Consider the following 14,623-nt stretch of genomic DNA (forward strand, 5'->3'; position numbering starts at 1 on the left):
ATGTTTTATCATTTAGTTTTATTACACCTTTAATTGTACCTATTAGTTGTACTCCATTTTCATCATATAATGTGATGTTAATTACTGTTTATGTTTTTGCCTTAATTGTCATTTCCATATCTTTAACTTCAATATCTAATCCTTCAATATTACATTGTGTAGTATTTTCTACTTTGTTGTAATTGTTTGATTCATATACTGCTGTTATATTATATTGTCCTTGTCCAATTTCTTGTGGTAGTGTGTAGTTTAGTTGTGCTTTGTTGTCTTTAACATGAACTTTTATTGGGTTTCCATTTTCATCACGTACTACTTTATTGTTGATTTTAAATACAACATTTCCACTATTTATTGTCATGTTTTCATCATTTAATGTAACATTAATTGCAAGTGTATTTAGTACTTTTGTTGTATCTGCTTCAACTGTTAGTATTGCATCACGTTTTATAATGTTAAGTTTAGATGTTAATATTTTTTCATTATATATTCCAAATTCATCAGGTTGAATATTAAATTCAACACTATATTCACCTGCTGGTAGATTTTCTGTTGGAATTGTATCTTTAAGTACTCCATCAACAATTGTGGTATTTAGTATGCTTGTTCCATTTACTACTACTTCAACAGGAATACTTCCAAGAAGAGCATTTCCTAATTCATCATTGATTATTACATCAACATGACTATTCAAATACTCTAGTATCATCAAGCACTACTGTTGTATCTGCAATATCCATTTTTATTACATCTACTGGAAGATTGTTACTTGCCTTATTGTAGTAGTTGTTTGTAATATAATCTGCTTCTACTGTATATGGCATGAATGGTATTACTATAACATTTGATGGTATTGTGTAAGTATATGTAGCTTTTCCATCTTTAAGATCTAGTGTTGTAATTTCATTGTTGTCAAATTTAAGTACAACTTGTCCTTCTTTTACAGGTTGTGTTGTGTTTTCATCAGTGACTGTTATTGTAAATGTAATATTGTGTAGTGGTTTTATCTCAGATACATCAGATGTAATATCTACTATTACATCACGTTTTAATATGTTAAGTTTAGTTGTGAATGTTTTTGCGTTGTATATGTCTGTTTCTTCAATTCTAAATTCAACATCATATTCTCCTGCAACTAGTGTGTCTGTTGGTATGGTATCTTTAAGTACACCATCAACTATTGTTGTGTTAAGTACACTGGTACCATTTAGTAGTACTTCAACAGGAATACTTCCAATGAGTGTATTTCCTTTTTCATCATTGATTGTTAAGTCTATAATTGTATTTTCAAATGTTTTAATTTCATCTATTGTGATTGTTTTATCTTCAATATCAAGTTTTTCCAGGTTTACTTCTATTTTATTACTACCTGTTGTGTAGTAGTCATTTTCTTCATATACTGCTTCAAAGTGGTATGGTAGGAATTCAAAGATTATAACATCAGTTGGTATTGTGTAGGTATATGTTGCACGTCCATCTGTAAGTTCTAGTGTTGCAATTTCACCATGTTCATCAAAGCTAAGTACAACTTTTCCATTTCTTACACTTTGTGCTGTGTTTTCATCAGTAACTGTTATGGTTACTGTAACATTATCTAATGGTTTAACAGGGTCAGCATTAGTTGTAATATCTACTATTACACCACGTTTTAATATGTTAAGTTTAGTTGTGAATGTTTTTGCGTTATAGTTGTCTGATTCTGGTATTTTAAATTCAACATCATATTCTCCTCCAGCTAGTGTATCTGTTGGAATTGTATCTTTTAAAACACCATCAACAATTGTAGTGTTAAGTACACTGGTACCATTTAGTAGTACTTCAACAGGAATACTTCCAATAAGTTGTGTTCCCATTTCATCATTGATTGTTAAGTCTATAGTTGTATTTTCAAATGTTTTAATTTCATCTATTGTGATTGTTTTATCTTCAATGTCACGTTTTATAATTGTGAATTGTGTTTGATTTTCTACTCCTACAATTACTACTACATCATAGTCTCCTACTGGTAGTGTTGATGTGTCTATTTCTTGTGTTGTTTGTCCACCTGTTATTGTAGTGTTTTTATAGATTTTATCTCCTATTTTAAATGCTACTGGTAGTTCATCTGTGAAAAGTGTTCCATCTGCTTTTTTAAGTGTTACATCTACTGTTATTTTATCAAATACTCTGATGTCACTTACTGGTTGTATTTCTATTATATCTACTGCTTCTACATTGTCCATTAGTAGGTTTATATTACTATCTGCATATGTTGGATATGACATTTTTATTGTTTTATCTCCACTTGTTGAGAAGGTGTAGTTGAAGCTTGTAATATTTGTTGTTGCATTTTTATTTGTAGTAAATATTTGATTGTCAACTGTTATTGTTATGTCTTCATTTTCACTTAGTGTATCTACCTGTATTGGTGTGTAGTATGTATTTTCTTCATATGCTTTTGGTGTTGTAATTGTATTGTTTAGTGTTACATTTATAAGTGTTATATCTGCATTTGAATAGATTGTGTTGTTTTGATTTAATGTATTTGTAAATATGGAATTTTCTATATTTAATTGTCCTTTATCATTATATATTACTCCACCCATAAGATTTTCTGTTGTTTGATTGTTATCTGTGAAGTTTGAATTTCTTATTTCTACATTTCCCTGTGAATTGTAGATTACACATCCTATTCCTGCTGCTGTATTTGAGCTAAATTGTGAATCTTCAATTATTAGGTTTGAATTTCCACCTAAATAGATTGCACCTGGACCATTAGCATTAATTTGAGTTTTTGTAATATTTGATGATTTAATTTTTAGGATATTTGAACTTCCTCCAATGTAGAATAATCCACCCACATTTGTTGAGATTGTTTCATTAATTAATGTATTTTCTACTATTATATTATCATTACCTGATAGATATCCTACTGCTCCTGGTGCACTTGTTGCAACTGTATTTGTGATATTTGTTGATTTTATTGTTAGATTATTTGATGTTCCTGAATAGAATATTGATCCCATCATTGCTGATGTATCATTAATATTTGAATCTATTATACTTACATTTGAACTTGTAAAGTCAACTATTCCTCCAGGACTTCCTGCTTTTGTATTTGTAAAGTTTGCATTTGTAATATTAAGATTTGTATTTCTTATACTGAATGCTCCACCTGTTGATCTTGCATATGTTGTATTGAAATTTGCATTTGAAATTGTGATATTTGAATTAGTACTTGCTATTACTCCTCCATTACCACCTGTTGTATTACATCGTGTGAAGTTTACATTTGTAAGATTTATTCTTGAATTTAATGTATTAAATACTCCACCATTTGATGCATTACAATCTGTGAAGTTTACATTTGTAGCATTAACTGTTGTATTTGTTATATTAAATACTCCTCCAGGACCTGATGATGATGTTTGATTAAATATTACATTATCCATTATAATTGTTGAATCTGATGCTTCAAATACTCCTCCAGTACCACTTGATATGGTATTTATGTATGTTACATTTTGTACTATCTGTGTACTATTTACACTTTTTTCCATTCCATATCCTGAAAATGTTATATTTGTAAATATTAAGTTTTGTAGTGTTATGTTTGTATTAACATTTGAATTTATACCTACAGGTCCTGATGTATTATTTGTGAAGTTTGAATCTAGTATTGTTATGTTGGTATTTTCATTGTAGTTTATTGATGAATTACTTCGTGCTTTGTTATTTGTGAAGTTTACATTTGTAATATTTACATATGAATTATTGTTGAAGTTTATTCCACCAACTACACCTGTGTTATTTGTGAATTTTGAATCTGTTATATTCATATAACTTTTATTATTATAATTTATTCCACCTTTATCATTTGCTGTGTTATCTTTAAATTCTGATTGTATTATATTTAAGGTAGCAGAATTAGTGTTATAATTTACAGATCCATTTAATGCCATGTTATTTATGAAACTTGAATTTGTAATATTTATATTTCCACCAATATTATAGTTTACTCCACCAATTTTCATTTGCATGATTTAATGTAAATGTTGAATTTTTAATATTTATATTAACAGCATTAGAATTATAATTTACAGAACCATTTTTTGCTGTGTTATTTATGAAACTTGAATCTGTAATATTTAAAATACTGGTATTATTGTTATAGTTTACTCCACCATTACCTAGACCTGCTATGTTGTTTTCAAATACTGAATTATTTATAACTACATATTCTAGGTTTTGATTATAATTTACTCCACCATTTTCATGTGCTACATTTGCTGTGAAATTTGAATCTGTAATATTTAAATTTCCACCGAAATTATAGTTTACAGAACCATTACCTGTTGCATTACTATTTGTGAAATTTGAATTTATAATTGTTAAATAAGCATTAGAATTATAATTTACAGCACCATTTGTTGCATTGTTGTCTGTGAAGTTTGAATTATTTATCACTAAATTAACATTATTATAATTATAGTTTGCTCCACCTTCAGTTGCTGTGTTATTTATGAAAGTTGAATTATTAATTATTGTTTTATTGTTACGATTAGAATTTGCTCCACCTTGATTTGCTGAGTTATTTGTAAATATACAACCTTCAATTGTTAGATTTCCATCGTTCCAATTTGCTCCACCTTTACTTAAAGCTGTATTGTTTGTGAAGCTTGAATTTATAATTGTCATAACTCCATAGTTAACATTTGCTCCAGCATCAACATCTACATTGTTGTTTTCAAATGTGGAATTTACAATTGTCATAGTTCCTGGTCTTACATAGTTTACTCCACCATTATTTGCATGATGATTTTTAAAGCTTGAATTTGTTATTTCTACTGTTCCTTGATTTAAATAACAAAATGCTCCACTATGTGATGCTGTTATGTTTTCCACTGTTAGTTTTGAGTTATTTACATATATTACTGCACCATCTGATGCTTGACAGTTATTTATTATTAGATTTTTAAGATTTAATGTGTAGCCTTCTGCTACTGTTATAAATTGATGATTTTGTCCATCAATTGTTTGTCCATTTCCATTTATTGTTAAAGTTTTGGTATTTGAACCTGTCCAGTTTATTGTATTTGTCACTTGGTATGTTCCCTGATTTAGGTTTATTGTTGTCTCTGTCTCTGAACTTGATTTTATACTTTCTATTGTATTATACAGTTGATCATAATTATCTACTGTATAGGATGCTTTTTTTGTTTCTTTATTACTAATTTTTTTCGGACTATCTAATTTTTTCGTATTATCCTTAATATCTTTCTGTTGTGATTGTGTATTTACATCATCTGTTGTTTTATTTATAGATGTATGTGCTTGGACACTTTGTATGTCACTCATATCACTATTTGTATTATTATCTGCAGCTGTGGCAGCTGAGATAATCATTATAAAAAATATTAAAACTAGGATAAATGAGAAAATTTTTTTATTTCGAAATTTAATCATACATTTTCATCCTAATAATTTTTTTATTGTATTTAAAGACTTTTTTTTTATAATAAATAAATCTAATTTTTTTTTATATGTTAAGTTAAGTTTCAAACATATTATTAAAAAAATCTTTAATGTTATATATTTTATTTGTAAAATTAAATAAAATTATACTCTAATTTTTAGATTTAAATTTTAAATGATATTGGATAATTTCTAATTAAAATAAAATAACTTAAATATTATTATAAATTATTTAAAATAAGATAATTTAAAAATAGATTTTATAAAAAGGATGTTTGATTTAAAATTAAGCTTGATATATAAATATTTTTTAAAAAGAGTTTAAAGAGAGGTTGAATTTATTCAAGTTCATCAAATTTGTCAAATTCATCATATAATTCTATGAATTCATCTCGATAGTTGTTAAATCTTTCAATAAACTTTGTAAATTCATTAATATATTCATCCATTACATCATCAGCAACTGATAGTACTCCTTTGCCTTCAAATAGTAATACTTTTACTTCTAGTAGTGTAAAAAAGTCTGATGAAAGATTTACTGCCAAATTTAGGTATCTTTCATTGTCATAGAAGTGATCTGAAAGTAAGCATTCTATCATTTCTCTTATTTCTACAAAATAAGGATATTCTTGTGCTATGTTTTCATTTGCATAGAAGCATTCTGCAATTTCACTGTATGAATCTAGAATTAGATCTATTATTTCCATTGCTATTATTGTTGAAAGTCCTTTTTTTCCATCAACATGCATATTCCAGAATGTTTCTGCTGTTACTGATTTTAATGTTTCAAATAATCCTGTTATTAGTTGGTTATATTCATGTATATTTCCAAAAACTCCATCATCAAAATCTAGGGCTTGTTCCATAATTATTCACATTTGTATAATTTTTTTAGTTAATTATTAGGTTTAATTTTTAAGTTATATAATTATTTTTTAAAACAATGTAATTATATGTTTTAATTTAAAATAAGTAAGTTCTATTATTATATAAAAAAAAGTAATGTGTGGTTAGAAATTTAAATTTATCAAAAAAAATATTATAAAAAAAAGAAGTAATATGAAAAAAGTAAAACTTCTTTTTTATTTTTCCGTCTGAGTATTTTAGATTTAGTCTATAAGTTTTTTTTAGTTTATAAGTAATTTAACATGTAATTTAGCCTATTTACATAGGAGGCATTCCGCCCATTCCACCCATGTCAGGTGCTGCAGCTGCAGCTGCTGCTGCTCCTTGGCTGGATGATGCAATTACGTCATCGATTCTTAAGATCATTTCAGCTGCTTCTGCTGCAGATTGTATAGCTTGTTTTTTAACTCTTTGTGGTTCGATTACTCCAGCTTCTTTCATGTCGCATACTCCACCTTCAAATACATTTAATCCCATGTATTGTGAGTCTTCGTGTGCTGCTCTTAAATCTACGAGTGAGTCTATGCTGTCGAGACCTGCATTTTCTGCGAGTGTTCTTGGAACTACTTCTAATGCTTCTGCAAATGCTGTTACTGCTAATTGTTCTCTTCCGCTGATTGTTTCTGCGTAGTCTTTTAATCCTTTTGCAATTGCTATTTCTGGAGCTCCTCCACCAACAACAACTTTTCCGTCTTCTACTGTTGATGCTACTACTCCTATTGCGTCTTCTACTGCTCTTTCAATTTCGTCAACTACGTGGCTGGTTGAACCTCTTAAGAGGAGTGTTACAGCTTTAGGATCTTTACATTCTTTTACAAAGATCATGTCGTCACCGGATACTTTGTCTTCTTTAACAAGTCCTGCATCTCCAAGATCTTCTTCTTTTAAATCTTCAATGTTTGTTACGATTTTAGCACCTGTTGCTTTTGCGAGTTTTTCCATGTCGGATTTTTTAACTCTTCTTGCTGCTAAGATTCCTGCTTTTGCAAGGTAGTGTTGTGCTAAGTCGTCAATTCCTTTTTGACAGAATAATACGTTTGTTCCTGCTGCTTCAAGTCCATCGATCATTTCTTTGATCATGTTTTCTTCTTGTTCTATGAATGCTTGCATTTGTGCTGGGTCTGTAATTCTGATTTCTGCATCTACTTCGGTTTCTTTTACTTCAATTGCACTGTTTACTAATGCGATTTTTGCACCGTTGATTTCTGATGGCATACCAGGGTGTACTTTTTCTTTGTCGATGATTACTCCAGATACGAGTTCTGAGTCTTCTACTGATGCACCGTCTTTTGATTCGATTTTTATTTGTTCTGAATCTACTTTACCGTCTTCTTCTACTTGGCTTACTGCTCCTACGATGATTTTAGCTAAAGGTTCTTTTGCTTTTTCTGTTCCTTTACCTGTCATAGCTGTCATTGCTACTTTGAGGAGTGTTTCTTTGTCTGCTGCATCAATTGAGATATCATCTAAGATTTCTGTTGCTTTGAGTGCTGCTTGTCTGTATCCAAGTGCGATGATTGTTGGGTGGATTTCTTTGTCAAGTAAATCTTCTGATTTTTTGAGTAATTCTCCAGCAATGATTACTGCTGTGGTTGTTCCGTCTCCTACTTCATCTTCTTGTGTTTTTGCTACTTCTACAAGCATTTTTGCTGCAGGGTGTTCGATGTCCATTTCTTTGAGGATTGTTACACCGTCGTTTGTTACAACAATGTCTCCAAGTCCGTCTACAAGCATTTTGTCCATTCCTTTAGGACCTAATGTTGTTCTTACTGTTTCTGCTAAAACTTTTCCTGCTAAAATGTTGTTTCTTTGTGCATCTCTACCTATGTTACGGGTTGTTCCTTCAGGTAAGATGATTAATGGTTGTTGTTGTGCCATATTTATTACCTCTAAATAATTTTAATTTTATAAAAGTTTTTATTTGATTAAAACATTGAAAATTTATCTTTATATGAATGTAAAATCATTGATTCATATATTTTTTTAGTTTTTAAAATTAATTTTATTAAAAATTTATTTTATTATTCAGTCTACTATATATTACTGGATTTAACTTAATATAAATACTTTTTGGTTTTTTTCTGTACAAAACACAGAAAAAGATTAAAAACAATTTAGAAAAATTGAAAAATACCATAAAAAAAATAATAAAAAAAATAGTAGGGAGGTGAGAAATTATTGGATAGTATTATTTCTTAGACTTTAAAGCCTATTCTTCTGGAACCTGATGAAGTGGTATTTTTACCCAGATAATTTTATCTTCATCTTTTGCTCTCTGGTAATAGCCTCGTTTTTCAAGTGCTTTAAGAGTTTTTGCAAAGTTTTCCTTTTTAAGTTCTGCAAATCCTATACTTTCAAGATAATCATAAAGTTCACTTGCACTCATTGCATCAGGAAGAATGTGATATATCTGTGATTGGAAACTTGTAAGACCAGGTAATGGTTTTTCTGTCATAATTTGGAAGTAATCACGGTATTTAAGTGAATCTGCAAGTTTTACCTCACTTTCCTTAATTTGAGCAGACATATCCTCGAGTTGTTTTGCAAATTTCTCATTTTCTTCTTTGAGTTTTTCATCTTTTTGAAGCTTAATTTCAAGATCTGCAACCTGTTTTTCATAGTCAATTTTCATATCGTTCTTTTCAGCTTCAATAGCATTAACTTTTACTTTAAGAGCATCATACTCCTTGAGTTGTTGATTTTTATCATCAATAAGTTTTTTATGATTTTCAAGTTCTTCATTTTTAAGTTCAACAAGATTTTTAAGTTCATTAAGTGAAGATGTAACATTTATGAGTGTTGATTCACTTTCTTGAAGTTTCAATCCTCTTTCCTCAATTGTTGCATCTTTTTGAGATATCTCATCTTTAAGATCATCAATAACTTCTAGTTTCTGTGTAGTTTCATCAATTTCAGATTTAAGCTTATTGATATCTTCATCATAACCTTCAATTTGCTTGGTAAGATCTTCAATTTCATTATCTTTAAGTTTAATCTTATTTTCAAGTATTTCAATATGTTTTTTAATATCATCAATAAGATCATCTTTTTTAGCTAAACTTTCATCTTTAGCCTTAACAATACCCTCAAGATGAGCATATTTCTGTGTATTATCATTATATTTTTCTCTGATAATTTCAAGATCATCATTTAATGAATCAATATTTTCATTAAGTTCATCAATTTTATAATCTCTCTGACTTACAATGGAGTTAAGTTTTCCAATTTCATGATCTTGTTCTTCCTTAGATTTAGTGAAATTCTCTTTCATCTTAAAGATTTCATCATCTTTTTCCTTAATTTTTTCTGCAACAATAACATTGTTCTGTGCAATTTGATCATTTACCTGTTTTACTTTCTCTTGAAGATCCTGAATATTATTTCTTAAATCCTTAATTTTATCGTTTTTATCAACAATTTCAACTTCTTTAGATTTAAGCATCTTATTGAGTTGTGATATTTCAACATCTTTCAATTCAAGTTTCTGTGGAAGTGCTGCAATCTTATCTTTTTGATCCTGTATTTGTTTGTTAAGTGCTGTGATTTCCTCTGATGTATTCTTCTTAGTTGACTGTAGATTTTCTTTAACTGATTTAAATTCTGCATCTTTTTCTTTTATCACAACATTTAATGTACTGTTTTCCTGTTCAAGTTTTGAAAGAGCAGTATTTTTCTCATCAACAGTTTTCTGCAGATATTGTTTTTCATTTAATAGTTTTTCATTACTATTTGTGAACTTTGTAAGTTCTTCATTTAACTCATCAATTTGTGTTGAAGTTTTCTTATTTAATTCATTATAGTCAATTTTAAGTTTGTCAAACTCTGCATCTTTTTCATATAATTCATGTTTAACATCATTTAATTGTTGTGTTAATTCGTTTTCTTTTACATCATTAACTTCTGCTGCTTCAACTTTAACTTTAAGATCTGAAATTTCATGATCTCTTTGTGTTAGAATATCTTCAAGTTCAACAACTTTAGATTCTGCTGAATCCTTATCTGCTGTTAATGATTTAATCATAAGATCTTTCTGTGTTGTATCTTCTTTAAGTTTTGAAATTTCACCAGATACACCAGTACTGCTTTCTTTAAGTTCATTATATGACTTTTCAAGTTCATCATATCTGATTTTTAGGATGTCATATTCAACTTCAGCTGCAGCTTCCTCATCATCTATTTTTGATTGTGCCTCTGCTTTTGCATCTTCAAGTTCTTTAACTTTACCTTTAAGATCTTCAACTTCAGATTTTGATGTTGTAACTTCAATTTCTAGTTGTTCTATTTTTTCATCTTTATCTTTTACATCAGCTTTAAGTGTTTCATTTTCATTAGATAATGTATTATTTACATCTACTAATTCCTGATTTTCCTTAATTACCTCATCATCTGCTGCTACAACTGATGCATCTACCACTTTAAGATCTTCTGAAGCTTTTCTAAGTTTGGCGTTTTCATTTTCAAGTTCTTCAATCTTAATTTGATTAATTCGAGTTGAATCTTTCAGATGTTCATATTTTACTTTCACATCTATTAATTCATCAGATTTACGTGTGAAATCCTCAATTAATTCACTCATAGATGTACTTGTTGTAGATGTTACATCAACTGTTGGTGTTTGAGCTTTAAGTTTTAATGATTCAGCTTCCTGCTTTAAGGATGCATTTTCATCTTCAAGTTCTGCAATTTTAATGTTAAGTTCTGCAAAGTCATCATCTGAATTTTGTGCAACTTTAAGTTGTGCAATGTCTTGCTGGTATTTTTCTATTGCTGCTTGTTTTTCATCTAATTGTTTTTTATAATCTTCAACTTCACTATCTTGTATTTGTTGTGTTGTCTGTTTTAGTTGTGCATTTTCATCTTCAAGCTTACTTATTTGCTGGTCACGTTGTGCCATTTCTAGTGTAAGCTTATTTTTAAGATCTGGAATTTCCTTTAATTCCTCATTTTGTCTGTCAATTACTGCTTTTAGCTGATTTATCTCTGTTGTTGATGTTGATGATTGTGCATCTTCTACTTCTTGTTTTAGTTTTTTAATTTCATCTTCGAGTGCTGCTGTTTTTTCTATTTCATCAACATTTACTTTCTGTAGCTCATCTACTTGAGCATCTTTTTTTGTAACTTCTTCTTGTAATTGTTTTAATTGTTTTTCATAATCTTGTTTTTCTTCTTCTACTTCTTTTGTAGCTTTAGAGTTAAGTTCTAGAATTTCAAGATCTTTTTCTTTAAGTTGTGTTTCTTTTTCCTGTAAATTTAAGTCAAGTTCTTTTAGTTGATTGTCTTTACTTCTTATTTCATCTGTTAATTCGTTAATTCTACCATGTAGAGCTGAATTATTACTTTCTGTCTGTATTAGAACGTTTTTAACAACTTCTTCTGTTCGTATATCTTTATATTCTTCACTTAACTGTTCTTTTAACATGTTAATTTCTTTAAAACAAGATTTCACAAGTTCCCTTAATTCTTCTGATTCAACATCATTTAAAAACGCCATTGTGATCACTATCCAATATATATTATTTATATATGTTTAAAACATTTTTTTATAATTTACTATTTTAGTTAAATAATTTTCAATTTTTCCCCATTATTTTATAATAAATTCTTTGTTTTCATAAAATATTCACATAGATATGATACTATATATCCAAATATAAATCCACCAAGAACATCTGATGGATAATGTACACCAAGATACATTCGACTTAATGCTACAAGTACTGGTATTAGTATGAAAAGCCACCAATGTCCATATCTTTTTGATAATGTATAAAACAGTACTGTTGCTGTTGTTGTATGTCCTGATGGAAATGAATAACTACTCTCATGTGCAAGCACATATAAGGGTGTTATGACATCGTATGGTCTTATTCTATGTACTCCAAGTTTTACAGCTTCAATTGTAAGCCATGCTACTATTGTTGAAATAATAAGAAGTTTTGCATAATTTTTTGTCTTCTTATTTTTTGATATGAAATATAGTAGTACTCCTATTATAATAGCCACATATGCCCATCCAAAGATTGTTATAAAACTTGCTATGCTATTTAGGATGTTATTGTGAAATCCTAAGTTTATAAATTGAAGTATTGCCACATCAATTGAATATAAATCAATTATCATACAATCCTCTCCCCCTAAAAAAATATAATCATATAAGTATTATAATGTAAAATTAAAAAAAATAGTTTTTTTTCTTTTCTTTGAAAAAAAGAGATTAAGAATTCTTTTTTTGGTTAAAATAGTTTTTATAAAAAAAATGGTTTGAATTTTAGAATAGTATATTAATTTAATTTTCCTACCCTAAAATATTTTATTTCCCCTTTTTATTTTTCTTATAAGTATAGTTTAGATATAAGTTGAGCATTTAATATTGAAGCTCCAGCTGCTCCACGAATAGTATTATGTCCTACAAGGGTATATTTGAAACTGTTATCAAATACATCTTCACGTACACGTCCTACAGTTACAGCCATTCCATGTTGTGAGTCACGATCCATACGTGGTTGTGGACGATCTTCTTCATCACGTACAAGTACAGGTTGCTCTGGTGCAAATGAAAGATTTTCTTTCTGTGGAAGACCTCTGAAGTTTCTCATTTCCTCTTTAATATCTTCAACTGTCACATCATCTTCTTCAAATTCAATAAATACAGATTCTGTGTGTCCATCAATAACACCTACTCTATTACATGAAGCACTAAGTGGGAAGTTAGCTTTTTTCACTAATCCTCCTTCTGCTTTTCCAAGTAAGTGTAGAGTTTCAGATTGCATTTTTTCTTCTTCTCCACCAATGTATGGTATTACATTATCAAGTATTCCCATTGATGGTACACCATTGTATCCTGCTCCACTTACAGCCTGCATTGTTGATACAGATACACGTTTAAATGTATATTTATCAAATAATGGTTTTAATGTAAGTGTTAATGCTATTGTTGAACAGTTTGGATTTGTTACAATACATCCATCCCATCCATTAATATCTTTTTGAAGTTCCATCATTTCAAGGTGTTCAGGATTTACCTCTGGAATTATGAGTGGAATATTTTCTTTCATACGATTTACACTTGCATTTGATGCTACAATAAATTTCTCAGCAAATGCAGCTTCTACAGGTTCTGCAAGTGATGCTGGAAGTGATGCAAATACAAAGTCTACATCATCACTTACCTCATTTGGATCTGTATTTACAAGTTTCATATCCTTTACACATTCAGGTATTGGTGTTGTTTGATGCCATCTTACTGCATCTTCATAACGTTTTCCTGCAGATCTTTCTGATGCTGCTATACTTACAATATTAAAATCTGGAATTTCAGATAATAGTTGGATAAAACGTTGTCCTACCATTCCAGTTGCACCGAGTACACATACATTATTTACCATAATTTGATTTCTCCATTAATTTTTAGTTTTCTTAGAAGTTTAAGTCTAGTACATCGTTCATACCTGCAATTGTTTTATCCTGTTTTGTCATAAGGTAGTTAATTGCACGTATTACACCGTTTACAAATGCTTGTCTTGTTGATGCTCTGTGTGTTACTTCTATTCTTTCTCCATCTCCTGCAAACATTACAGTGTGATCTCCTACTATGTCTCCTCCACGTACAGCATGGATACCAATTTCATTTTCTGGTCTTGCACCTACCATACCTTCACGACCATAGCATGCATTTTCTTTAAGGTTAAGGTCAAGATTTTTAGCTACAATTTCTGCTGCTCTTTTTGCTGTTCCTGATGGTGAATCTTGTTTGTTGTGGTGGTGTGCTTCTATAATTTCCACATCATATTCTTGTCCTAGGATTTTTGCAACTTGTCCTACAATTTCAAAAAATACATTTACACCTGTTGCCATGTTTGGTGATATTACACCTTTTACACCGTTTTCTTCGATAATTTTATACATTTCATCGAGTTGTTCATCAGATATTCCTGTTGTTCCAACTACCACATTTACTCCACATTTTGCACATACTTTTACAGTTTCAACAGCTGCTGCTGCAATTGTAAAATCTACTAATACATCTGGTTTTATGTCATTTAATGCAACTTCAAGGTTTTGTGAATCTATTATTTCCACTCCCATTGTTCCGAGTCCGATTTGTTCTCCTAAATCTTTTCCTTCCAGTGGTGTGTTTGGTCTTTCTATTCCTAGTACTACTTCCATATTTTCTTGTGCTTGTACTGTTTTAACAATTTTTGAACCCATGTTTCCAGCACAACCTGTTACTGCTACTTTAATCATTAAATCATCCCCATTTAATTTA

At 29.4% G+C, this 14,623-nt stretch carries 9 protein-coding genes; all 9 read right to left on the reverse strand.

All coding sequences use genetic code 11. From position 1 onward, the window contains the following. Nucleotides 1-88 precede the first annotated feature (88 nt). Nucleotides 89-691: a hypothetical protein gene (locus MRZ80_RS06105; protein WP_292537318.1), complete on the reverse strand. Its 603-nt coding sequence runs from the start codon at nucleotides 689-691 to the stop codon at nucleotides 89-91. After that, the gene (locus MRZ80_RS06110; protein WP_292537320.1) at nucleotides 684-4,016 is read right to left on the reverse strand and encodes a right-handed parallel beta-helix repeat-containing protein; all 3,333 of its coding nucleotides are present in this window, start codon (nucleotides 4,014-4,016) and stop codon (nucleotides 684-686) included. Before MRZ80_RS06110 ends, MRZ80_RS06105 begins: the two co-directional genes overlap by 8 nt. After that, on the reverse strand, nucleotides 3,985-5,442 hold the full coding sequence (locus tag MRZ80_RS06115) for a hypothetical protein (RefSeq protein ID WP_292537323.1): 1,458 nt from the start codon (nucleotides 5,440-5,442) through the stop codon (nucleotides 3,985-3,987). The genes MRZ80_RS06110 and MRZ80_RS06115 overlap by 32 nt, the downstream gene beginning before the upstream one ends. Nucleotides 5,443-5,789: 347 nt before the next feature. Next, the gene (locus MRZ80_RS06120) at nucleotides 5,790-6,317 is read right to left on the reverse strand and encodes a hypothetical protein (protein WP_292537326.1); all 528 of its coding nucleotides are present in this window, start codon (nucleotides 6,315-6,317) and stop codon (nucleotides 5,790-5,792) included. Between the two features lie 298 nt (nucleotides 6,318-6,615). Continuing rightward, on the reverse strand, nucleotides 6,616-8,235 hold the full coding sequence (thsA, locus tag MRZ80_RS06125; RefSeq protein ID WP_292537328.1) for a thermosome subunit alpha: 1,620 nt from the start codon (nucleotides 8,233-8,235) through the stop codon (nucleotides 6,616-6,618). 331 nt (nucleotides 8,236-8,566) lie between these two features. Continuing rightward, the gene (locus MRZ80_RS06130) at nucleotides 8,567-11,848 is read right to left on the reverse strand and encodes a hypothetical protein (RefSeq protein ID WP_292537331.1); all 3,282 of its coding nucleotides are present in this window, start codon (nucleotides 11,846-11,848) and stop codon (nucleotides 8,567-8,569) included. Nucleotides 11,849-11,946: 98 nt separating this feature from the next. Continuing rightward, on the reverse strand, nucleotides 11,947-12,477 hold the full coding sequence (locus MRZ80_RS06135; protein ID WP_292537333.1) for a phosphatase PAP2 family protein: 531 nt from the start codon (nucleotides 12,475-12,477) through the stop codon (nucleotides 11,947-11,949). Between the two features lie 212 nt (nucleotides 12,478-12,689). Next, the gene (gene asd / locus MRZ80_RS06140) at nucleotides 12,690-13,742 is read right to left on the reverse strand and encodes an aspartate-semialdehyde dehydrogenase (protein WP_292537335.1); all 1,053 of its coding nucleotides are present in this window, start codon (nucleotides 13,740-13,742) and stop codon (nucleotides 12,690-12,692) included. Between the two features lie 31 nt (nucleotides 13,743-13,773). Then, on the reverse strand, nucleotides 13,774-14,601 hold the full coding sequence (gene dapB, locus MRZ80_RS06145) for a 4-hydroxy-tetrahydrodipicolinate reductase (protein WP_292537337.1): 828 nt from the start codon (nucleotides 14,599-14,601) through the stop codon (nucleotides 13,774-13,776). Nucleotides 14,602-14,623: the final 22 nt, after the last annotated feature.

It is taken from the genome of Methanosphaera sp. (assembly GCF_022768985.1).
Lineage (GTDB): Archaea > Methanobacteriota > Methanobacteria > Methanobacteriales > Methanobacteriaceae > Methanosphaera.

Excerpts from the sequence above, each read along its gene's own strand:
- MRZ80_RS06110 (WP_292537320.1), bottom strand. The coding sequence starts at position 4,016 with ATGCAAATGAAAATTGGTGGAGTAAACTATAATATTGGTGGAAATATA.
- MRZ80_RS06115 (WP_292537323.1), bottom strand. The coding sequence starts at position 5,442 with ATGATTAAATTTCGAAATAAAAAAATTTTCTCATTTATCCTAGTTTTA.
- MRZ80_RS06120 (WP_292537326.1), bottom strand. The coding sequence starts at position 6,317 with ATGGAACAAGCCCTAGATTTTGATGATGGAGTTTTTGGAAATATACAT.
- thsA (WP_292537328.1), bottom strand. The coding sequence starts at position 8,235 with ATGGCACAACAACAACCATTAATCATCTTACCTGAAGGAACAACCCGT.
- MRZ80_RS06130 (WP_292537331.1), bottom strand. The coding sequence starts at position 11,848 with ATGGCGTTTTTAAATGATGTTGAATCAGAAGAATTAAGGGAACTTGTG.
- MRZ80_RS06135 (WP_292537333.1), bottom strand. The coding sequence starts at position 12,477 with ATGATAATTGATTTATATTCAATTGATGTGGCAATACTTCAATTTATA.
- asd (WP_292537335.1), bottom strand. The coding sequence starts at position 13,742 with ATGGTAAATAATGTATGTGTACTCGGTGCAACTGGAATGGTAGGACAA.
- dapB (WP_292537337.1), bottom strand. The coding sequence starts at position 14,601 with ATGATTAAAGTAGCAGTAACAGGTTGTGCTGGAAACATGGGTTCAAAA.